Below are 24199 nucleotides of genomic sequence, written 5' to 3' on the forward strand. Positions count from 1 at the left end.
CCTATCGTGTTCTGCCCTCTCTGTCGGCTGGATAAGCACCTTTATCCTCTGCTACAATTGCTGCAGATTTCATCCTGTCATCTGCTTCTCTTTCTTCCTCCGGTCCGCTCAGGTCTGCATCCACAGCCTTTGCGTTCTCAAGGTCAAGCTGGGCATTCAGTTCACACTGCCTTGACAGCTTTTCTTCCAGTTCCTTGCTGTATGCAAATGGCTTGTCATACTCTGCCTTTGATGCTTCAAGGTCATTCTGGTACTGCTCAATCTTCTTTTCTAAGAAATCAATGTTCTCATGGAGTCCATTGAACAGGTTTTCCAGCTTTACCATACTGCCGACCGGACTTGTGGAAAGCTCTGCCTTGTACTCAGTCTTTCCACGAAGCACCATATAATTGATGCCAAGGAAGTTCTTTTCCACAAGCAGCTCAAATCCGTGGAATTTACCGATTGCAGTTGTCTCTCCGGTCTTGCATTTGCTGATTGCTTCAAGCATCATCGTTCCACCATCCACACGTTCAGTATAGGTTGCTTTGCCTATGGTAATGGCAAATTCCGGATTATCAATCAGCTCTTTATCCCTTGCCTTTACATCCTCACGGACATTGGCAAGCTTTTCAGTTGCTGTCTTAATCAGCTTTGGGTACTTAATCATAAAGTTATCCTGCAAGCCATATCTCTGGTTGTCATAGGAAGCCTTCAAAAGCTTTAATCTCTGGACATCATTGTCAATCTCCATCTTCTCACGAATAAGAGGATTGCCTGTGGCGACTGCCTTAATCTCTGCATAGGAAAGTGTTGCCTCGTCGATGTCCTCACAGCTTCGGCTTACTGCCTTGCTTGTCATGACCTGACTGATGAAACGCTGCTTATTTTCAACGAGCGACCAGTTGTATGCATCAAAGGTTCCTTTAGTGACATATCTGTAGATTGCTACTTCTTCATTTTCGTTGCCCTGCCTGATGCCTCGTCCTTCCCTCTGTTCAATGGAGCTTGGCTTCCACGGACAATCCACATGATGCATTGCTACAAGGTGTGTCTGCACATTGACACCTGTTCCACACTTGTCCGTTGAACCGATAAGAACTTTCTTTTTACCTGTCCTCATTTCCTTAAAAAGTGCATCCCTCTGTGCATCCGTTTTGGCATCATGGATAAATGCTATCTCATCTGCCGGAATACCATACTGGATAAGTGTTTCCTTCAGATAATCGTAGATGGTAAAGTCCTTATCCGGTCCCGGTGTGCCGATATCTGAAAAAATAAGCTGACAACCTATATGACCGTTGGCATTTCCTTTCTCATATTCTTTCCAGACATTCTCCGCTACCTTATTGAGCTTTCCATCTGGATTATTTGGTGCGTCCTTATCAATCAGCCTTGCATCTGTTCCAAGAAGTCTTGCCTCATGGGTAATCTTTAGGAAGTTGTCCACACTTGGATCAACTCCACCACCTCTGATACGCTCTGCCCTCACAACAAAGTCTTCCATGACCTGTTTTACATACCAGTCAGGCTCTGACTCCACTATAATAGGCTTGCCGCCACGGAGAGCCGGCACATCAAGGTCCAGCATATCGGCAGTCTGCACATCTGCTACCTCACGGAAGATATTCATAAGCTCCGGCAGATTCGTAAACTTATTGAATCTGCTCTTAAAACGGAATCCACTTCCCTCTACAGTAAGCTCCAGTGCTGTTGTCACTTCACCAAAGTTCGCTGCCCATGAATCAAAGTGATAAATCCCCATCTCTTCAAGTGCCGCTTTCTGCAAGTAAAGCTGCATGACATACATCTCACACATGGTATTGGATATCGGTGTACCAGTTGCAAACACAATGCCTCTGCCATCATTTATCTCAGACAAATACTGGCATTTAAGCTGCATATCCGTTGACTTTTTCGCTCCACTGCTGCTGATACCGGACACATTATTCATCTTGGAAAAAATCGCAAGGTTCTTAAAATTATGTGCTTCGTCTACCATAATTGAATCCACACCAAGTTCCTCAAAGGTAATAAGGTCATCCTTCCTGCTCTCATCAGATAGAGATTTCAGCTGTTCCTCCAGCTTTTTCTTCTGACTCTCCATCTGCTTTACGGTCCATCGTTCTCCGTTACGCTCCTTCATCTCATCAATCGCATAGCTGATTTCTTCAATCTGCTCATTAAGCATCCTCTCCTTTCTCTCTGCCGAGATAGGAATTTTCTCAAACTGCGAATGCGACATGATAATACAGTCATAATCTCCAGTCGCAATCCTTGATACAAACTGCTTTCTGCGACTCTTTTCAAAGTCACGTTCCGTAGCAACCAGGATATTGGCTGACGGATAAAGCCTTAAAAATTCACTTGCAGTCTGCCCGATAAGCGGCTTTGGAACAACCATGATTGTCTTATTGGCAAGTCCAAGTCTCTTCTGCTCCATGCAGGCAGCCATCATCTCAAAGGACTTTCCGGCACCGACACAGTGTGCAAGCAGTGTGTTTCCTCCGAGAAGGATTCTTGCCACCGCATTCTTCTGATGAGGCTTTAGCTCAATCGCCGGATTCATTCCCGGAAACTGTAAGTGGCTTCCGTCATACTCACGCAGGCGGATATTATTGAATGTCTCGTTATAATACTCCACATATTTCTGTCTGCGTTCCGGCTCTGAAAACAGCCATTCCTTGAACTTTTCCTTGATCATGTTCTGTTTTTCCCTTGCAAGCATTGTCTCATTCTTATTGACTTCATAATGATATTTGCCATCTCCGTCATCAATCCTGTCCCTGACTGTTACAGTTTTAAGATTCAGCGTATCCTCAAAAATAGAATAAGCATCCATGCGGCTTGTACCATAGGTCTTAGTAGCTGCCACTGAATGCTTATCCATGCTCTTATTCTCGATGAACCATTCCATGCTCATCTTATTTAAGTGTACCTGAATGCCTGTATTGTAAAACTGGCTTCTGACTGCCCTTGCTCTTCTTGGTGTATTGAGAAGCTCATAGATAAACTGCTCATAATCAAGCGGCTCAATCCATGTCGTGCCAATCTTTACATCAATATCCGAGGCTTCAATCCACTCCGGCTGCACCTTTTCAAGTGCTGCCACATTGCCTGCAAATCTTTCTGCCTGTGGATTGTCTGTATCCGCTGCCATAGCCTTTGCTACACGAAGCTTGTCTCTCACATTTCCGGAAAGATACTCGTCTGCTGTCTCCCAGCCGATATCGGGATTGTTCTCGTTGTAGCGGTCGGGATTTAAGAAAATCAGTCCATCCAGTTCTTCCACAAGAACTGCCCTTCTAAGCTCTGCCAAAGCATCGTCACTTAGAGTTATCTCATCCACTGTCTGTCCAGACTTTTCTGCAAGTTCTTCCTTTGCATTTGTAATATCCGGCTCATAGATAGAAAGCATATAGGCAAGATTTACATATCCAAATTCATTGACGGATACATTTAATGCTTCCACAGCAGTCTCCACTCTGTCTATGACAGTCTTTGCCTTAATCGTCTGCTTATAAAACATATCCGCTTTTTTCACCTCCCCATCTTCGTTTACTTCCTCAAGGCTGCAAAGAAGTGGGTAATCGCTGTCATCCCTGAATGCTATTCTGTTTGCTTTTGAAGTAATGGCTCCATACTGCTTTACGAAGGCATCATATTTTACATTAAGAAGTCTCTGCTTATCAGAAAGCTCCTCCTCGCTGCAGCCATCCATCTGGATATCAATCAGCTCTCTTGTTATCTGTCTGATTTCATCAAGGCTTCGGATTCGCTCCTCGGCAGTCTGTGATACTTCTTTTTTTACCATCTCGGAATTTTCCCTGTAATAGAGTTTTCCTTCAAAAAATGTGTAAGTGTAGTTTCTCACATCCGGATCAGCTGGGATAACTTCCTCTGTCTGCTCCGCCTCATCTGCCACTCTCTCAAAATCTGTCATCTGGGCTTTGATATTTCCGATTGCCTTATTGAGAGCCTCGTACATATTGAAGTTCTCATCATTATTCACACAGACTGTATATCTGCTGTCCTGTCCGTAAATCCTTGTGTCATATTCCATAGATCCAAGCATCATCTCCGGATGCTCTGCAAAATAAGAGTTGACTGCAATGCCATTCTCAGTTACACCAAGGTGTACCCAGTCAGGTTCAATATCAATCTTTCTCTCCCTCTTCTGCAAAAACAGGATATCTGCTGTCACTTCGGTTCCTGCATTATCTTTAAATGCAGTATTCGGAAGTCTTACTGCTCCCACAAGCTCTGCTCTTTCAGCCAGATACTTTCGGATAGTAGGATTTGCCTTATCAAGTGTTCCCTTTGTGGTGATTACTGAAACCATGCCTCCCGGTCTTACCTGATCAAGTGCTTTTGCCAGAAAATAATCGTGGATACGGAAGTTATACTTGTTGTACTTTGGATCAAATACCTTATAATCACCAAATGGCACATTTCCGACAACCACATCAAAGAAGTTATCCGGATATGTGGTATTCTCAAATCCTGTGATACTGATATTGGCATTCTGATAAAGCTGCTTTGCAATTCTTCCTGAAATGCTGTCAAGCTCCACCCCATACAGCTTGCTTCTCTGCATTGGTGCCGGCATACTTCCAAAGAAGTTACCGATACCCATAGATGGCTCTAATACATTGCCGCCTCTGAAACCAAACTGGACAAGTGCCGAATTTATGCACATGGCAATCTCCGGTGAAGTATAAAAGGCGTTATTTACTGTTGCCCTTGCAGCACTGTATTCCTCATCAGATAAAAGGTCTTTCAGCTCTGCATATTCTTTGCTCCAGCCTGCGTTATTCTCATCAAATGCCTGTGACAGTCCGCCCCATCCGACAAACTTCGACAGAGTTTTCTGTTCCTCCGGTGTGGCAAGCCTGTTCTCTGATTCAATCTGCTTTAAAGTGCGGATTGCATCCATATTCCACTGGTATCTGGTCTTGGGACCGCCTTTTTCCATTTTCCAGAGGTTATAGTGGAAATTGTGTTTCGTCTGCCCGGCAACATTCTTCTCATTTTCAAGACTTTCTACTTGCTGTACTGGTTCCTGCTTTGGTGTAAAATCTACAGTTTCCTGTGATTCTGTATCAGCCTGAATATCATCCACAGATACTGATACTGCATCATCTGAAACCACATGTCCATTCTCATCAATCTTGGTTTCCCAGCCATTCGCTATTGCTCTTTCCCTGGTTTCAAGACGATTGGCTTTTACACTATCCTCGATATCAAAGAATCTCTTATAGACCGGATTCATCTTATCCCTGTCAGCCTTCTGCTTTGTCTCCTGATAATACTTCTTCTGGTCTTCTCCGCAGTAAAATGGCTGTTTTACCATATAAGATAAGATTTCATATAACTCACGCCAGTCGAGAGCACCTTCTTTACGCACACCATTCCTGTTCTTATAGCTGATCTTCACATATCCGCTTCTGATTGAGTACTCCACAAGACCATACTTATTGTTGGAATATGCCTTTCTTTCTGCATTATCTGTCCCTAATGCAATATCCCTGATAAGGTCAAGTTTATTGGGCATAAATGCAAAATCAGACTGCACCACATCCATAAGGAATGCCCTAAACGGAGTGTAGCAGCTGCAATCTGTTACAAGAATCTCCGCCGCATCACGCAGGTCTTCATCAAGCTCTGCAATACGCTTGGCATAATCAATCGGTGTAATATACTGAAGCTCTGATGGATCTTTTTCAGTTGTTTCAGCTTCTATCTCTGCACCATATTCTGCCTGTGTTACCATGCGGTCTTCATTGGCAGTTTCCTGTGGTGTCATGCCTTTTGCACTTACATAATCTCTGTTAGAAGCATAGCTCTCCGGCTCATCCGGTATTGCATAATCATCAATCTCTGATTCTGCCTCTTCCGGTTCCACTTCCTGATATTCGGCATCAATGACCTCATCATCCTCACGGAGTCCGTCCATCGCAAGCTCATCAATACGAGGTGTCTCAGACTGGTATTCCCCTGTAAGAATAAGGACACCAAGCTCTTTTTCGATATCTTTCCACGAAACATATCCTTCAACCTCTCCATCCTCATCTCGCCACTGAAAACGCAGTCCATTCCCATGAAATGTGTCATATCCGTGCAGTCCCAGTCCATCAACCGGCCAGCCTGCACCTCCCTGACCATACTCTGCTTTGATACGCTTTGCTTTGGTTCCTGCATCAATCTCTGTTTCAAAAATCTTGCATACCCTGCCCTTACCACCGATAAAACCTGTACCTCTCATAAGCACCTGTTTGATATACTCACTTGGTACTGTTGCAGACTTTTTGGGATTCAGGTAATTGTATTTACCTGCTAATGCAGCTTTTCTGTCCTGCTCGAACTGACGCATAAACTGATTATTGTTTTCGTCCTCAGTATGAATGGTGCCAATGCTTGCCTGCCCATTCTGGTCGAAAAAAAAGGAAGCCTGTGTATATTCGGCTTCCTTACTGACACCCAATGAATTGATTTCATCAAGTTCCCTATTCAGTTCTGTATCATCTGATTCTAGTGGAATCGCATCACTATCTGATTCAGTACCACTTCCTCTGCCTGCATCTTCGCCTGCTCTCTTATCTTCCACATCTCCATTGTCGATGACGGATCCTGTGGCTTGTGCTTCGCCAGATACTGCATCTCTAACTGGTCGTACAGCTGATTCGCTTCCTCCTCTACCGCTGACATCTTCTCGTACATCTTCCCGAATCTCATCAGCGTCTTGTATCTTGCCGGCTCGTTCTCTTTGAGATAGTTCATCGCCATCCTTCCGTATTTGCCCAGCTTCGTGAGATCCTCCGTCTCGTCCGGCATCTCTATCTGCGGATAAAGCAGTCCGTCCACTTCCTTGTAAGTCATTTCTTCTAACATATCCAATTCTCCTTTCGCTCTCGATTGCCTTTAGGTTACGACTAAATTCTCTAAGAACACTACAGGAGACATCGCATACAATGGAACCAAGACGGTAAATGATCTCTTCGTCTTTGATATTTACGATCTGACTGAAATCCTGTTCTTGCACAGATAAGTCAAATCCGCATCTCGTCCCTACAGCATACATGACACTTGCATATACAAGCTGCTCCATGTCCATTTCCTGCTGTAAGCCATTGCGTTTCTTACTTTCTTCCTTTATCACACTACCTGATAGCTGCATGAGCTCGGTCATTCGGTCTCCGAACTCTTCTTTTATTATAAGCCAAACATCTGTTCCTGTAAACTGTTTTAATATATTTTTTAGAGACTCCCTGTTGCTGTTATCGTACTGCTCAATCTGACCTTCTGATACGAGAAAATCCACATAATCTTTAAGATTTTCTCCCTCAAGGTCCCATGTCAGCTTAACATTCTTCCCTCCGGTATCACTGATATCAAATATATACCTCATGCGTGGATTCAGTGCCCTTGACGGGAAGATAGCGCAGCCTTTCGCACCACGCTTTACATATCTTCCCACCTTTTTCCAGGTATCATAATCTGCCATAAGTGTGCTTCTCTCCGGAGATCTCTGAGCTGTTACCATAACGATATTGTCAAATTCATAGCGGTACAACTGACCTGCAACCTTTAAAACATCTTTCCAGTTCTTATCTGTTCTGGTGATGTTACCAATTTCAGAATCGTATATCGCTTTGACCTTCATATCAACGCCCATACCTTTGTCCTCCTCTACTTAAACATCTCTGCAAACAATCCCTTAAAGAGCTTTAACTCATCCTTATCCAGCTCGATTGCAAATTCATTGTCGATTGCCTGTTTTTCGCATTTATCCTTTTCCTTTGCAATCTTACGCACCACACGAAGAAGCACATAGCACTCCTTGGACTTTGCAATGCTCTGTTTAAAGGTCAGCTCATCCTCATCGACTGACTTCTGTGTCTGATAGATAATCTCTTTTAACTTATCATTGATACCATCTACTTCCTCAAGGGAAATAATAACGGATGCCTTAGAAGCACCCGATCTGTCCCACTCCTTATGAAGTTCCTTTACTAAAAACTCCATGTTCTTAATTACTGTTGTTGAATCACTTTTCATCTTGCTCTTCCTCCGTTTTCTTTTAATGAAGAAGGGAGCTGACTTTCGCTGATAGGTGCAAAATCAACTCCCTTCATGTCCTCTGCTCCAAGGACTATCTGCTCTGCATAATACATATCCATTGCCTTATTGATGGCATCGTCAAGCGACTCTGCCTTTACTTTCTGTACTCGTGAAAGCACTTCTTTTATCTCAACATCAAATTCCTGTTCCATATGATATCGCCTCCTGTAAAAATCTCATCACCGGCTCTTTTCTTCCTTTACCTGTCTTTCCTTAAAGCCTTCATCGTACTTTCCATCTTCCAGCCTGTCGTAAAAACAGTCCTCTTCAATCGTTCCAAAATCCTCATACATCTGGTGAAGGAAGTCATTCTGCAGCTTCTTTGGTACATCATCATCCTTTGACATATCCTGATAAAAATAGAACTTCTGCTTTAGCTTTGCCCTGTAATCATAGATATCCTCTATCTTTTCCGGTGTGCCATACTCCCTCTTGTATGCCTTGAAATTTGTAGTTGAAAGTGTGGAACCTAGATAAATGCCATGCTCCCACGATACCCCGATTGTGGTATTGTCCTTTGTAGGCTTCTCATCCTTCGGATAACGCTTATACTCTGTCGCACCAAGGGCGATTGTAAGGGAACCTGACTTCATATCCATCACCACAAGATTCCTTGGTGATAATGCTTCAAGCACCATGTAATCATGGTCATTGAAGTTATGAAATGTCTGTCCCCTTTCAAATGAGCGGTTCTCCATTTCATAATGCAGGTTAAAATCATCCACCCAGCCCTTATCGGTCATTCCAATCTCCTTAAGCTTTGCAACACATTCAGAAGAACTGGCTTCTTTATCAAACCGGAATTCTTTGGAATCGTTATAAAATCCCTGAAGAAAATGTCCGAGCTGAATATCATCCAGACAGAATCTCGCAGATACAGTTACATTTGCTGCCCTGTAATACTCTGTGAAGTTATCTGCTTCACCAAGTGTCCTTCCAAGCTGCAACAAATTTTCTGCAAGCTCTGACATATCATCAATTGCTATAAAACTCTTATAATCATCCAGAGTCATCAGCATATTTGTCTCTGTTCCCCTGTCGTTTTCTGTTACCAGTATCATATCTTTTAAATCCATTCTTACCTCCAGTCTCAGAGAGGGACTATGCCCTCTCTGCAAATTTCCTGTTATGGTCTTCCTATCACAACAATCTTTCCTGTGCTTGCCACATCCCTGTAGACCACACCAAGACTTTCATTAAGTGCCTCTACCACCTTGCCATTTCCGACATATACTGCCACATGGCTGATGTTCTTATATCTTCCATTGCTTGTAAAACTGTAAAAGATAAGGTCTCCCGGCTGTAACTCATCAAAGGAGACAGTCTTTCCGGCTTCATCAAGTCCCTGTGCCTCCGCTGCCGCTGTGGTTGCACCGCCATAACTAATATCCACGCCTGCATCTTTCCATGAATAATAGGCTAAGGAACTGCAGTCATAATAGTTACCGCTGTCTCTTAAATCCTGACTATAAGGAAAACCAACTCTGTGTAGTGCATAGGAGCAGACTGTTTTCTGCCTGCTGTCTGTAATTTCGTTTAGGATGGCATTGATTTCATCCTCAGTCATGGAGCTTACTCCCGGACTGCCGCCTCCACCTCCACTTCCGCTTCCGGCATATCCAAGCTGTCCCATAAACTCAGGACTCATGATCTGCTCAAGCATTTCCACCTGATCAGAATTAAATCCATAGACCGAAATCATATCCCTGTACGATTTTAGTGTGACATTCACATACAGAACCGACTTCGTGACAGTAGTTACATTACCGTCTGCATCTGTTTCTTCCACATCTTTTGTTCCTGTGCTTGTGGTGTATGAACACATATCATTTACAACTGCCTGCAGCCAGCCTTTTGAAGTATCATTCATGACTGTTGCAGTATCTCCGACACCATGCTTGACCATATAGACAGCCATGATGTCATAGTAATTGCTTGGGTTTTCTTCCATACCTTCATAGTCCACATATACAAGCTCTCCAAGGTCATATCCGGTATGCTCATTCACTTTCGTATTCACATCCCGGTTAAATTCCTGCACATAAGCACTCGTTACTGTCTGCACGGTATCTCCTGATTCAAGTGGTGGCAGAAATAAAGCAAATGGAGAATTGTAAAGGATTGCTATCGCCGCAATAACCGGAACCGCAATCATGGCAACTACAAGAACAAGTAATAAAAGCACCAGTCCGACAATCGGTGCCGCTGCCTTTACCCAGGTAATCGCTTTTCGCACAATCAGATCCTTTACCAGCTTTGCCACGCTGTCTGTCTGATTCTCCTGTGCTTTCATCTTATCCAGAAAGAATTTTATCTTCCTGCTCCGGTTGGTCATTTTTTCATCCTTGACCTCTATGGACACACCTGCAGCATATCCGGCTGCCATGCCGATTGCAGTACCAACTCCCGGTGCAACCGCTGTTCCTGCCGCTGTAGCAGCTGCCTTTGTCGCAGTTTTCGTTGCAACCTTGGCAGTTGTCTTGGCGGTTTCTTTTGCTGTCTCTTTAGCTACCGCCTTAGCAGTATCTTTGGCAGCTTTCTTTGCTGTCTTTTTTGCCAGCTTCTTTCCTGCCTCTACCTTCTTGATACGCTTCTTTGCCTCGGCTGCCGCCTTTTTCCTGAAAAGTGCAGCACCCTTAGAAGCAGTTCCGGTAACAGGTTGGCTTGCTTCATATGCAAGATATGCTGCCTGCGATACCTCATGCCCGCCTTCCACCTGCTCCGTTACTGCCCCGGCTGCAAGTGCTCCAGTTCTTCCTGCAATGTGAAGATTCGTGTTCTTGGTCTTGATGGAAGCTCCTGACTCTCTAATGTTACGCTTAAACTTAGAAAGACCTTTATCCTTAGCCTCCGACTGATGAATGGTACTCTTTCCACCAGCACTTTTCTGAAGCATTAATTTTGCAGATGCTTTTTTATCCATTTCATTGGCTTTAGCATCATGCACTTTCGGACCTCTCTCTACTGTATATATGTTGCTGCCTTTAATCTTGGCTTTCTTTGGCTCGTGGGCATGAATCTTGGCTTTCTCCTTGGTGTGAATGACTATTGGCTTGTCATCCACTTTCTTTATCTTCAATGTTCTCACCTTCTTTCACTCAAAATGCAAAACAGCCATCCAGCTTCCCGGATGGCTATGCTTTGAGGTCGCAAATTGCGACCTCTATCAACTTTATTCGACATTATTCTGCATTTCACGTTTCTTCTGTTCTGCAATCTTCTCGTGAATATTGGTGTTATACAGCCTGTAAAGGTCTGTATCCTTACTTATCTGATTATCAAAAGGAATCACCACTGAACCACACTTGATAAGTCCCATTCCCGATGCAGTATTGGTTACGAATCTAAGCTGTGCTTCTGATACTCCGATAACCTCTGCCATCTTGGAACTATCCGTATTAGCCTGCTTTAAAAGTGCCACAAACTCTGAGTTTGCAAGCATTGTGGTTGCTGTGTAATTCTGCAACAGATCGATGACATTCTGCGTGATACCGGTACAAAGACCTCCCTGCTTTCTTACTTTCTTCCAGAGCTGCTGCAGGTATTTTGCAGAATACTCGGAATTAAGCAGGACATGGAACTCATCAATATAGAGCCATGTTGCCTTGCCTCTCTTACCATTCTCAACAATCCTGTTCTGAATAGACTCCATCATAACAAGCATTGTGATAGGACTAAGTTCTGTACCTAAGTCCCTGATGCCATAGACTGTGAATCTGTTATCCACATCCACATTTGTCTGGTGATTGAAGATATTTAGTGAACCATTTACAAAAAGCTCCAATGATAATGCAATGTCCTTTGCCTCATCCTCCGGCTGTGCCATAAGAATATCGTAAAAGTCACTCATTACTGGGATATACTTCTCTTTGCTCCTTGCAATGTCGATATACAGTTTTCTCACACAGCGGTCGATGATTGACTTCTGTCTCGAATTTAAGCTGTCACCGATGCACTGCTCACAAAGACCAAGCATGAACTCGCCTTTTTCTCTAACCATTCCCTTTGAATCATTCGGATCAAGGCTCCATACATCCATCTCCAGCGGATTCACATAGTTATCCGTGTAAGTGGACATATTTACCACTGTTCCACCATAGGTCTCAGCAATATCAAAGTATTCGTTCATTGGATCTATGACGATTATCTCATCATCTCCCGACAAGAATACGCTGCCCATCTCCATCTTGCAGAAGAAGGATTTACCGGAACCCGGCACTCCAAAAACGAAGCCATTTCCGTTAATGAGCTTCTTTCTGTTGCCGATATTCACATTCTTGCTGATCTGGTTGATACCATAGTAATTGCCTGTGCTATCATTAAGCTCCTGCACATTAAATGGCATAAGTACAGCAAGTGACTGGGTAAGGAGGGTACGCATTGTCTCCACCTGTCTTACACCAATCGGAAGTGCTGTGTTGAGAGCTTCCCTCTGCTTTAAGTAGTGTGTATCAATCGTGCAGCTGTTACGCTTTCCGATAGTCTCCACAGTCTCACATACACTCTCAAGCTCCTTCTTGCTTTCTGCCATAAGAATAATAGTTACTCCCACGAAGAAAAGGCACTGGTCATTCTCACGAACATCATCCATGATTTCCTCAATCTCCTTTTTCTCCGTTCTCTTGGCATATGAGATTTCCGTAGAGAAGTCATTATTCTTATTACGGACTCTCTGCTGCTTAATGATATCCGACTCAATACCAAGGTATTTCTTCTGAAGCACCTTTGTGGTCAGATCCTTTGGCACAGGCACCACATCAATGCTCGTGATGGAATGAACCGGAAGGGAAGTAATCTCATTGATGAATCTGTCTGACAAACTGCTCGGATACTTTTTGATAAAAAGTGCCTTGCAGAATTTACTCTCATCCTCAAAATGGTCAGGGAAATATTTCACCATCCCATTGCACAGATCATTTCTAAAATCTGCCCCGACCTTCTTTGCCTTTTTGATATCAAAATCAAAACTGCCCTCATCTCCAAGATGATAATAGTCATAGAGCACTTTCAGTCTCTCATTGCCATTAAGTGGTACAATCTCCGCACCAAGCTCAATGAAAGCCTTGTGAATCGTAGCTTCCAGTGTGGCAAACTGTGCCTTTGCCTCCTCAAAATTCTTTCTCTCGATTGTGATTGTCAGGTATCTCTCCTGTTCAATCCCCTGTCTGCCCTCAATAATCTTCTCTTCAATGATGTCATTGTAAATTCTTCTGTAATTATTGAAACCATCATTTTTCTCAGCAATCAGAACCTTGTCACGGAGTTCATCCATGTTTTTGTTCTTATTGTTGATCGTAATCTTATAATTACAGTCCAGCGAATTTAAGAACTTGCAGTATCTCTCGAAAATACCGATCTGCTCATCCTCGGTTGCTGTCGTGTAATTGATGTCCTGAAAGCGGTAGCATTTGGAATACTTATTTTTGCTTACTTCAAAAATGCCGTTTTCAGCCACCGCCATAATCTCTATGGTTTCCTGAATGGATTTAGGTGTCTTATACAAAGGCTCACTCGCCTTTTTCAGTAACTTAAATCCGTCTGTAAATAAACCCATGTCTCTAACCTCGCTTTCTTATAATGAAAGCCCGCCGGGAACTTCACCCTGCGGGCTGTGTTCTCGACCTTGCGGTCAGATACTATTCGTTTCTAATGCATTGCCTTATATGCTGCAATGCCTGCTGCTGCCGCCACAATGACTGCGACAAGTCCAAGCAGCATGTTTCTCGTCTTTTTCTTCATTGCTTCAAACTCCTCCTGCTTCTTTACAGCCGAATCAGCTGTTACAGTCTCCGGTTCAGCCTTTCTGCCTTTCTTCTTTACCTGTTCATTCTGCTCTACTTCTAACTGCTTTATTGCAGGCTCTCCTTCTGTTGATACATAGGTAAGTGCCTTGTTTCCAAACATAAAATGCAGTTTCTTTCCCATATACTCGTAGAAATTCATCCCGTTAAAGGAATAGAATCCGCCAAGTGCAATCGGTGCCACACAGGGAATTGCCACATAAGCAGAACCCGTAAGACCGATATACTTGTAAAGAAGAAGGACGATACCGCCACCGACTACTACGCTTGCAATAGAAAATATAAGCTGCCTTGCAGTAAGTCCCATCGCAACCGATTCCTGATAGCGGTCAATATCCTTGTTTACTTCGATTACCATTGTCCCTGCCTCCTATCTTGATAAATCCTTTGTCTCCGGCTTTCTTGTCATTCCAATATTCGCCTCATACTTATCCATTCCATCCGGACACAGTTCTCTAAGCTTATCTACATTGAACAGATAAAGCGGATATTCGCAGAAACCACTCCTTTGCGTGAATCCTGTAAACTCTCCAAGGTCGTTATCTGTAATAAACTTTTCAATATCCGGCATGTCATTCACATTCAGATATCCGCAGTAATTTGGTGCTGCAACCGGCAAATTCACAGTCACATCCCCAAAAGGCTCCTCATATCCATCTTCATTACACATAAGACCGATAAACATTGCCCTGTTATTCATATACTGCTGGATATCAAATGTCACCTGCGTTTCTCCGGTTATGCTTGAATTATAAGTAACCTGTTTCTTTTCATTATCCATTTCTGCCTCCTTCTATAATCCAAATGCCTTGCTTGTAAGTGTCTGTGCACCCTTCACACTTCCAACAGTCATTGCTATCGTAAATGTCATTTCACACAAATAAATAAGCGTCTGTGCCCAGTCAGCGTAACTTCCTGTAAATGCTGGAAGTCCTGCATTGATAAATGCATTACATACCACAATTGCAAGTGCCATCGTTACTGCCTCGAATACACACGAAAGAAAATATTTGCAGTAGGTAGCCATTGTATGACTGACCATTCTGTTTCCTGCCATTGTGGAGCATGCAATCGCACCAAGCGGCACAATAATCAGTATCTTTAAGAACCTGAAATACACTGTGTAGATGATAAAGAATCCACAGATAATAATGATGATTGCAAGCAAAGCTGTAAGTATCAGCATTACCAGACTTTCACCAAATCCGAGTCCTTTAATGATATCTGCCTGTGTACTGTCAATGGCAAGCTGCGTCGTTGTCCCGGCAGATATAAGTCCTACCAGATTTCCTATGGAAGTAAAAAATGCTTTCATAATCGTGACATTATTTGCAACAAACCATTCTGCAAGTCCCAGTCGGATAAGCATACGCAGGATTGATTCAAACCTCATCTCATCTTTTACATCTATGCTTTCCGAGCAGAAACCGATAACAAAGAACAGCACAACGAGGGAAGAGCCGACCGCTACAAAGACCGGCTCTATCCCCTCAATGACTGCCCAGGGACCTCCGCCCTTGAAACTGACCGGTGACTGTCCAAGCATTGCAAAGACCAGGGATATCTGATTGTTCCAAAACCCAAACACTGCCTCAAGAAGTGCAAGGATCTTGTCTCCAAGCTTAAAAATATCCATACTTGTTATTCACCTCTTTCCTTTTACTAAAAGGGGAAATGCATTTCCCCAATCTTAGAAGCCTAAGAATGTCAGTACTGTTGAAATACCAGCCATCATGACACCTGCTACAATTCCTTTCAGTGCAGAGTTCATGGTAGATGAATCCTGCTGCTGGTAGGCTTGTGCGAACTCCATAACATTCTTTGCAAGAATGATGACACCAACCGCACCAATGACTGCAATGATAAGTGTCTTTAAATTCTCAAGCGGCTGTGTTACTGCGGAAGTACCTGTACCTGCTGCAAAACAGGTAGTGCTCATAAGCATCACTCCCATAAGTGCTCCGGATAATGCCGGAACGAATCTCTTTTTTAAGTGAATGAATCTACTCTTCATGCCTTTCTCCTCCATCTGATTGTTGTTTGTTGTTGAAATAACCTGTTCTTTTCTCATGTTGTTTAATCTCCTTTTTTGAAGTGACAGAAGCGGAAAAAGCCAGAAAGGAATACACATATTCCAATCCGGCTAGCTTTCCGAACGGAATATATGCATTCCTTTCTGTCCTGTTGATAGTTACTCTATGATAATCAGGCAATGCCTGTTGTACTGGTTAATCGGGCTTTCCCCGATGCGTTTTTGCTGTGACCATCTCCTTTCAAGGTATGAAAAAAAGCACCTTAACCATATGGCTAAAGTGCTAATTTACTCTCAAATTTGCTTTATTCTAAAAGCATTCCATCAATTATTGCAAACTTTGTCTTAAATATAGATCTATTCTGGCAATATCGTAATATGACATCCTGTACATAAGGTCTTGTACAATAACTGTCTACCACAATCTGTTTATCTTCCTCTTTCTCTATCCTCTTAAATATGCCTTTTGCATTCCAATCCGTCTTTACAGCATCTACTAAATCATTACTCATCTCAAGATGTGATAAAATCGTGGAATTCAACTCGGTTTCTTTAATTTCAGATATTTGTCCATAGTCATTAAGTTGCTTCAATTCTCTCTTAATTGCCTCCGTGTAACTTGTCATATTATTATCTCCTATCAATAAGTATTCAGGTGTTACATCTAGTGCCTTTGCTAGTTGTAAAAGATTATACGCACTTGGCTCTTCATTGAGTCTACCTTGTTCATAACGTCGTATACTCTGAACAGATATATTTGTTATCTTACCCAGCTCTTCCTGTGTATAGTTTCGTATATTACGCAACTCTTTTAATCTATCTGCAAAAGTCTTTTCCGTATTCATCCTGTACCTCCAATATAAAATAATTTCTGTCTTTTGTAACTGCTCACATGTTAGTAGTCCAATAAGCTGAAGCATACTATGTGAGCAAATTATATCATATACTCTGTAATATATCTAAAAACATTACTGCTTCTTTCGATATGAACTCATCTTCTCCACAGTAACCTCCGGATAAAAGTAAGTAAGAATCGTTGCCTTCGGAACTCCTGCCGCAAGTGCCTTCTTCACTTCCTCTTTCTGCTCCGGTGTATATGCCCAGTGCAGCATTCGGTTTGTGATTGTATCCTCCCACTTAGGCTTTTCCCTCTCAGGATTCCTTACAGGCTTAGTACCAGCACTTCCATTAGAAGAGTTAGCACATTCTGTAGTATCAGACTTCTGTGACTCATCGACATACTCAAGCTCATTTGCCTGCTCCCTGTCAATCTTTGCTTTCTGCTCTGCCTCATCCTGCATGGAGAATCTTCTGCTTAACTCCGCATCACCAAGCATCATAAACTGCTCATAGGTAAGAGAATCTATATACACATTCTCGCCCTTATCCCTCAGCTTTTCATAATACTTAACTGCCTTGTCTGAAAGAATCTCAAATGGCGGACCGATAAGATTATCTGCTCCTCTTATCTGATGAACATAAGGCTCTCCCTTGCCATCTGCTGTCTGGTTAAACATCGAATGATTGAACGGTATGAACTTATTGTCCATGATAGGATCAAAACCACGGATAAAGATAATACATTTCTTATTATCCAGCTTTCTGACTTCATCGGGTGTAAACAATTCTCTGCCTAATACATCATAGTTTCTTGAAGAGCTTCCCTGTCTGCCCTTTGTTTCTCCACTTGACTTCTTATCAATCGTACCTTTTCCAAGCAGCTCTGACACATACTTATGCGTACTCTGCTCGTTTCCACCGAGATAGATGAACGTATCGCAGTTGCCGGGAATTGTCTCCCAGGTATCTTTAAAAAGTGCTTTTAACTGGGCAAAGTTCTGAATAATGATAATACTTGAAATCTCACGGCTTCGCATTGTCGATAACAGTGAACAGAAGTCATCTGGCAATGCGACATTCGCAAATTCATCTAACATAAATGTCACATGGATTGGCAGCCTTCCACCACAATTAAAGTCTGCCTGATAGTACAATTCCTGAAATATCTGCGTGTATAACATACCGATAATAAAGTTATAGGATTTGTCACTATCCGGGATTACACAAAAGAGTGCTGTCTTTGTCTCCCCATCTCCGTTTACACCAATACCGATATCGGACAGATTAAGCTCATCTTTGGAGAGTAATCGTAAAACCTGCTTATTTTCAAGAAATGCAAGTCTTGAGTTGGCACTGATGATAATGGAACGGACGGTATCTCCTGCACCTCGCATACATTTGTTGTACTGCTTTACTGCCGGATGATTAGCTCCGAGTGGGGAACTCTCCTCTAAGAACTTCATTCGCACATCCAGTTTCGACGCCTTTCCCTGCTCTGTCACTTCTGCTTCTCCAAGAAGCTTCAGTACTGTCTCAAAGTTTCTCTTTGCCGGCTGTACTTCAAGCCACACATAATAAAAGATTGACTGTAAAAATAATCCTTCTGCTTTCTCCCAGAATGGATCACTTGGAGTGGAACCCTTTGGTGTGGTATTACTGATAAGATTGGTAATCAGCTTTACAACATCTGTTTCCTCTCTGATATAGGAAAACGGATTATAGCAGTCCGACTTATCCATCTCAAGCAGATTGATGACCTTCACATTGTATCCGTTATTCTTTAACATCTGCCCGCAACTTCTAAGAATCTCACCTTTTGGATCAGTACAGATAAAAGAACAGTTATGTGGCATCTGCATCAGATTCGGCTTTACTTCATAAAATGTTTTTCCTGCTCCGGAACCACCACAGATAAGTATATTTCCATTGAGCTTGAGTCTCCTAAAATCCAGCGACATCTTCACATTTTGGCTGAGTATCCGGTTGAAATTCTCATCCTTATCTGCAAGTATCTTGTTGACCTGCTTCGGATTTTCAAATCTTGCCGTACCAAATTCCTTACCGGGCATATAGTTTCTCTGACTGGTGTAATACATGACAATAGCCATCGCATAGATACCTAATGCAATGGCTACTGCTTTTACTGTATTGGAATTGTAATAGTTGGCAAAGGGAACAGCACATACTTCATTGAATCTGTCCATAAATTCATTAAAGGCAATCCCTTCTGCCCACGCACCATTTATCAGATAACCAAGATACCCGGCTAACACTGCACCCACAAGGATGAATATCAGTGACGGCTTTTTCTTTGTTGTCTGCATAGGCTGCTACCTCGCTTTCTTCGTGGTAACAGTTTTCTTCTGTGTGGTCTTTTTCTGCTGCTTCTGTACTTTCTCGTAACGCTCCCTGACAGATGACTCCACCTTGTCGTAGTGAGTATAAAGCTCGGTTCCTTTCTGGGTTGTCACCACACGATTCTGCTCATCGTAAAGCTTATAATCCTTGGTGGAATCAAGGAAAGTAAGCATTGTCTTTCCACCATGAATCTCCATGATGTTTTCCTTACGGAGCCATACATATCTTGCCTCTTCTCCCCATGTGCCGGGAACTCTGGTCTTAACAGCATGGTCATTCTCTTCGATAATCAGCTTCTTGCTGATAGTCACATCTGATAAGTTCGCATTCTTTGATGCTGCAACTGCCCTCATTCTCTCAGCAAGGTCCTGATAGCCTCTAACACGATTGATAAATGCATCCTTGTCCATCATGACTGTATGGGTGCCATCCTCATTTTTCTTTCCAAGCACACCGATTGTCTCTAGCTGTTTGATAACACTTTCAGCCTGCTCACCATTGATACTGAAATTCTCCTTGACCTGATCCACACTGATAGCTTTCTTTTCCATTGCAAACATTCCGACCTTTTCGATCAGTCCGTCAATAGCGGTATTAACCCTATCCCCTTCTATCGTGTGGCTTTTCTCGTTTCCCTGCTGTTTCTTCAAAAAATCCATCAGCTTGCCAAGGGATTTTTCATCTCCATTCTTCAGATAATCGTCAAATGTGGCAATCTTACCAAACTTGAGCTTCTGTATCATCATATTCACACGGGGAACTGCCTCTGTATGAAAGATTACCTCACTCAGTCCATCTTTCCTGTTACAGTCTGGAAGTACCGAATACAGGATTCCATACTTCTTTGCCATCTTTTCAACCTTTTTCATATCTTCGGTATTAAACTGTAACACCTGTAAATCGCCACCTTTTAAGATCAGCTTTCTCATGGATGTCTTGCCAAGTGACTTTTCATAATCAAGCATCCCTTTTAAGAAATCTATTGCCTTCTGCATGGCAGCAATGCCGCCGCTTCCTACCTTCATGGCAATCTCAATGCCATCATAAGCTACACGGATGATCTGCACCGCTTCCTGAATCTCTTCTGCCATTATCGCACCTCCACTTTCTCTCTAACTGTTGTTTTAAGCGTTTCTGTCTCTGTAGTACGGATTTCCTCGGCTGATACATCAATACCATAAGTAGTCAAAATATCTGCCAGATGATTGATTGCTTTCTCCTCCTCGATACGATACATTTCAAGTGCCACAAGCAGGTTTTCCACCTGTTCCACCCATGCAGGCTTCATATCATATTTAGACCTGTATGTGACCATAATCTCGTCCGACTCAGCCTTATCCGCTGAATGTGCCAAAGCTTCAATAAGAGAAATCGTGTCTTCCTTGCTGCCGCTTCTGAATGCGAACTGGACAACAAAGTTTTTCTCTTCCTCTGTAAATTGATGCTCCACACCATTCATCTCTGTTACTGCTTCATTTACTACTGCTAAATTCATAAGTTCCTCCTAATCTGCCATGCTGTTTTCAAGCACAGCAATCTCAATGATCTCCTTCATCTTTTCCGCTGAAATGTTGTTGTTTATAAGCTCTACAAGCTGTGACTCAGTAAGTCCCTTTTCTATTGCACTCTTAATCTGCACAAGCTGCGCCGGAACAAGGTCTCCCGATGCAACCAGCTTTACAATGTCTGCTCTTGACTTTTTCTTAAATGACAGTCTTGCAAAAAGACTTGCCACTCCGCTGTTGCTGCTCTTTCTCACACTTCGCTCAATCGGAAGTCTCTGCACCACATTTCCAGTACCATCAACTACCGGAATCTGATAATAGACCGGAATTCCATTTGCCACAGCCTGCATATTCTGAGGAACTGCAACTGTATCAACCATCTTTTTATCTGCCTGTGATACGGACTGGCTTTCCTGCGGCTCTGCCTTACTTTCTGCCTCTTTCTTATTCTCTGTGGCAACACTTATGATCTTATCTTCCAATGACTCTATTCTGTCTCCCATACGCTTCATCTCCTTATCCTTTTTCTCAATATCATCCCTAAGTCTTGCAATTGTACTGCTTGCCTTATTCAGTTCATTCTGCTGACTGTTGATAAGAGCGTCCTTATCCTGGTTCTCCTTGACCAGACGCTCCCTGACTTCCTCGTCATCTTTGGAAGTTTCTATTTCAGAAAGCTTCTTATTCAGGGCATCATACCTTTCATTCTGATGATTGATCTTTGCAACCACTTCATCCATCTGAGCTACAAGACTTTTCACATACTCTAAATCCTGTGGCATCTGCTCTTTGGCTTTATTAAGCTTTTCTAATACCACATCAAACATCCTGCGCATGTTTACTGCTGTATCATCTTTTTGGACTACCTCTCTGATTGCATCAATCGGCACACCTTTTTCATAGTAATCCAATGCTGTCTGCATCTTAGGTGCTGCCATCCTGCTATCTTTCAGCAGCGTTAACAACTCTTCTGATACACCCTTATGCAGGCATTTTGATAACACCTTCATCTGCTCAATGTCATAACTTTTGTTAAGATACAGACCGATTTCATCATCAGTCAGTCCATATTCATAATCGCTTTTGACAAGAGCAATAACCTCACTGTCCATATGCTTATTACGAAGAATCTGTATCTTTCTCTCAATCGCCATTTCACTTAATGGCTCTCTTTTTTCTTCCATATATGCCTCCTAACCACTAAAAAAAACAGCCTAACGTACCGGCTGTTCTTTTCTGTCTCTTATTGTTTCTTTGTCATACTGCTTCTCTTCTGCCGAAGCTGATACCGTAAGTTCCTTCCATATTGATCTTCCAAGATTAAGTTCCTTTGATACCGCCCGTTCTGCCTTACAGTCCTGTGCATACTTGCTCTCATATTTTTTTCTAAGACTCTCGACCTCTTCCACACTGTATCCCTGTGCCAGAAGCTCAGTGTTAAGCCTTTCCCATGCATTGTGCTCATCTTCAAAAAAGGTATCCCCACTCTGATAACACGATTCCGCATCATCAAGCCCCCGGATCTGTTCAGCCTTGTCAAAAATATCTTTGAATCTCTCCTTAGCCTTATAGGTCTTACTCTTTTCCTTTGATGCTTCTTTTTTCTTATCCGTCAGATTATCAAGTACCGATACAAGTTCTTCCGCACTCTCAATCTTATGCCTTACCAGAAATAGATACTGCTCCTGCAGCTTATGCATCTTTCGGATATCATCCTTATACTTCCATACCTGACTATATGGCTTCTTTTTCAGCTTTCCAATCCGGTAAAGCTTTGCATAATATCTTTTCTGCAAGCCTGACATCTTCGCCCTGCGGTATCTTTTGACATAGCACTTTACTATCGCTGCCTGCCTTTCCTCATTCTGTGACTGGTAAAAGGATAAATCTTCCTTCGCAATACGCTCCACAATAGCTTCCTGTGAATAATTCTCGCCAAGAGTCTTACATCTTCTGAATCTTGTCATCCCCTGTGGTCTGACTGCCAGATACTTTCCCTGCTTGACCTCATATCCTTTTTCCGACAGCAGCTCCAGAAATCCACTAAAATCATTTGCCTGTAAAATGCAGGCATCAAAATCTCTTTTTATCATATCTGCCCACACAAAGCTGCCTTCACGATATTCGCTCCAATCCTTATAATTCTCGTGCTGTTTCTCTTTGCTGCCATCCTCCACATCTATAATGGAAAGACCATACTCCTGACACAGCTTATTGGTAATTGGCTGGATATACTTTGCCCAGTCACCTTTCTCGTAGCGATACTTTTTCCCATCCACAAAGCTTACACTGTTAAATACAATGTGTGAATGAACATGGTCTGTATTATCATGAACCACAAATACCGCTTCATAGGCATCACCAAGATATTCTGCTACAAACTTCTGTGTTATCTCAAAAGCCCTATCCGGTTCCACCTCATCCTCTTTGAAAGAAAGAATGATGTGATACCCCTGTCGCTTGTCTGTTTTTCCAAACTGCTTCTTTGTATCCATCATCTGTTCAAAAGCCATATCTGCCTGGCAGTTTATAGCTCCCACAAGTCTTCCTCCCTGCGTTTTCTCAGGATTCATCACATAATCCAGTGCCCGTTTCAAATGCCTTGCATGAAAAGAATTCCCGCTGTCCTTCATATGAAGTATCTTACTGATTGCCAATCTTTACCACCGCCTCGCTGACAGACTGATTCAGCTTTTTCATATATGCCACAAGCTGTTCCTTATCTTTCTTGGAATACAGCTGTGCATTGCTGTTAAATACAATCTGATTGATGTTAATGCCGATTCGGTTTATCTCATTGATAAGCTCTTTAAGAAGTTTCCTTACTTCCGGATAGTCATTTGGTTTCTGACTGATTAGAAGCCTGATATATTCGGCTTCATTCATTCCATTTGCCTTTGCCTTATCAGAAAGTACCTTCGCTTCCTGTGGCATAAGTCTTAGTGTTTTCCTTATACAATGAACTTTATCAGCCATAGAATCACCTTCCTCTCTTACCCGTACTGTATTCTCTTACTCCTTCTGCTACTGTTACAGCAGCTTTTTCCAGTTCTTTATTACCCAGCTGGGCAATAACCCTGTCTGCAAGCTCTGTAGCAACTTCTATAAGTTCCTTACCATAACTGGTTTTATCAAACAATCTGTCCAGTCTCTTTTCATCTGCTTTCAGACTTTCATACTTGCTCTGATACTCGTTATAGTCGTTAAAATCCTTTGGATCACTCCTGTGTGCTTCCGCATCAAGTATCAGTTCATAGTTCCATTCACAGACAATATCTATAACATCATCAATCAAATATGGTTCTATCTCGCCATTCTCTTCAGCAATATCCTGCCTGTACATCTTCCCATCTGAATCTATGCCAATGGCATAATCATGTCCTTCCATATAGTTAAGCAGAATTGCAGCATCTTCTATCGAAGGGTTTAGTAAGATATCAAATGTGTCTGCCCAAGCAATAAGTTCCTCTGGTTCTGCGATTATTGTAAGTTCTTTATCCATTGCTTTCCTGCACCTCCCTTATCCGTGTTTTGTATATCTCTTCCACCCACACGCCTGTCTG

18 protein-coding genes and 1 pseudogene are annotated in these 24199 nt (G+C 42.6%); all 19 read right to left on the bottom strand.

Annotation, left to right across the window (positions count from 1 at the left end):
- Position 1: 1 nt before the first annotated feature.
- On the bottom strand, positions 2-7654 hold the full coding sequence (locus tag DWW68_RS13885) for a helicase-related protein (RefSeq protein ID WP_118589277.1): 7653 nt from the start codon (positions 7652-7654) through the stop codon (positions 2-4).
- 14 nt (positions 7655-7668) lie between these two features.
- A complete protein-coding gene (locus DWW68_RS07155; RefSeq protein ID WP_106492169.1) occupies positions 7669-8037 on the bottom strand; it encodes a hypothetical protein in 369 nt (122 codons plus the stop codon).
- Positions 8034-8252, bottom strand: coding sequence for a DpnD/PcfM family protein (locus DWW68_RS07160; protein ID WP_015567852.1), 219 nt, complete (start codon positions 8250-8252; stop codon positions 8034-8036). The genes DWW68_RS07155 and DWW68_RS07160 overlap by 4 nt, the downstream gene beginning before the upstream one ends.
- Positions 8253-8279: 27 nt before the next feature.
- A complete protein-coding gene (locus DWW68_RS07165) occupies positions 8280-9176 on the bottom strand; it encodes a hypothetical protein (protein WP_117568848.1) in 897 nt (298 codons plus the stop codon).
- A 50-nt stretch (positions 9177-9226) separates the two neighbouring features.
- Positions 9227-11188 carry an NlpC/P60 family protein gene (locus DWW68_RS07170; RefSeq protein ID WP_199641183.1) on the bottom strand — a complete coding sequence of 654 codons (1962 nt, stop codon included), beginning with the start codon at positions 11186-11188 and terminating at the stop codon, positions 9227-9229.
- A gap of 84 nt (positions 11189-11272) precedes the next feature.
- Complete coding sequence (locus tag DWW68_RS07175; protein ID WP_118589276.1) at positions 11273-13654, bottom strand: VirB4-like conjugal transfer ATPase, CD1110 family; 2382 nt, start codon at positions 13652-13654, stop codon at positions 11273-11275.
- A 92-nt stretch (positions 13655-13746) separates the two neighbouring features.
- Positions 13747-14259, bottom strand: a complete 513-nt coding sequence (locus DWW68_RS07180) for a PrgI family protein (protein WP_118589275.1) — start codon at positions 14257-14259, stop codon at positions 13747-13749.
- Positions 14260-14271: 12 nt separating this feature from the next.
- A complete protein-coding gene (locus tag DWW68_RS07185; RefSeq protein ID WP_077326138.1) occupies positions 14272-14682 on the bottom strand; it encodes a DUF4313 domain-containing protein in 411 nt (136 codons plus the stop codon).
- A 12-nt stretch (positions 14683-14694) separates the two neighbouring features.
- A complete protein-coding gene (locus DWW68_RS07190) occupies positions 14695-15537 on the bottom strand; it encodes a hypothetical protein (RefSeq protein ID WP_008120647.1) in 843 nt (280 codons plus the stop codon).
- 54 nt (positions 15538-15591) lie between these two features.
- Positions 15592-15972 carry a hypothetical protein gene (locus DWW68_RS07195; RefSeq protein ID WP_040894197.1) on the bottom strand — a complete coding sequence of 127 codons (381 nt, stop codon included), beginning with the start codon at positions 15970-15972 and terminating at the stop codon, positions 15592-15594.
- Positions 15973-16238: 266 nt separating this feature from the next.
- Entirely contained in the window at positions 16239-16559 is a 321-nt protein-coding gene (locus DWW68_RS13725) for a hypothetical protein (protein WP_243053063.1), read from the bottom strand.
- A gap of 27 nt (positions 16560-16586) precedes the next feature.
- Positions 16587-16853 (bottom strand): annotated as a pseudogene (locus DWW68_RS13730) (helix-turn-helix transcriptional regulator); the annotation flags it as partial.
- Between the two features lie 48 nt (positions 16854-16901).
- Positions 16902-19097 (bottom strand): VirD4-like conjugal transfer protein, CD1115 family, encoded by a 2196-nt coding sequence (locus tag DWW68_RS07205; protein ID WP_118589274.1) that lies wholly within the window; start codon positions 19095-19097, stop codon positions 16902-16904.
- Positions 19098-19103: 6 nt separating this feature from the next.
- Complete coding sequence (locus DWW68_RS07210; RefSeq protein ID WP_004611534.1) at positions 19104-20222, bottom strand: PcfB family protein; 1119 nt, start codon at positions 20220-20222, stop codon at positions 19104-19106.
- The gene (locus DWW68_RS07215) at positions 20222-20626 is read right to left on the bottom strand and encodes a hypothetical protein (RefSeq protein ID WP_077326142.1); all 405 of its coding nucleotides are present in this window, start codon (positions 20624-20626) and stop codon (positions 20222-20224) included. The genes DWW68_RS07210 and DWW68_RS07215 overlap by 1 nt, the downstream gene beginning before the upstream one ends.
- A 9-nt stretch (positions 20627-20635) precedes the next feature.
- Positions 20636-21820, bottom strand: coding sequence for a hypothetical protein (locus DWW68_RS07220; RefSeq protein WP_077326144.1), 1185 nt, complete (start codon positions 21818-21820; stop codon positions 20636-20638).
- Between the two features lie 30 nt (positions 21821-21850).
- Positions 21851-23269 carry a relaxase/mobilization nuclease domain-containing protein gene (locus tag DWW68_RS07225; protein ID WP_077327771.1) on the bottom strand — a complete coding sequence of 473 codons (1419 nt, stop codon included), beginning with the start codon at positions 23267-23269 and terminating at the stop codon, positions 21851-21853.
- Between the two features lie 10 nt (positions 23270-23279).
- Positions 23280-23612, bottom strand: coding sequence for a plasmid mobilization relaxosome protein MobC (gene mobC / locus DWW68_RS07230; RefSeq protein WP_055262787.1), 333 nt, complete (start codon positions 23610-23612; stop codon positions 23280-23282).
- A gap of 4 nt (positions 23613-23616) precedes the next feature.
- Positions 23617-24138 carry a multidrug transporter gene (locus DWW68_RS07235; RefSeq protein WP_077326146.1) on the bottom strand — a complete coding sequence of 174 codons (522 nt, stop codon included), beginning with the start codon at positions 24136-24138 and terminating at the stop codon, positions 23617-23619.
- Positions 24139-24199: the final 61 nt, after the last annotated feature.

Source organism: Eubacterium sp. AF16-48, from assembly GCF_003479405.1.
GTDB classification, from domain to species: domain Bacteria; phylum Bacillota; class Clostridia; order Lachnospirales; family Lachnospiraceae; genus Eubacterium_G; species Eubacterium_G segne.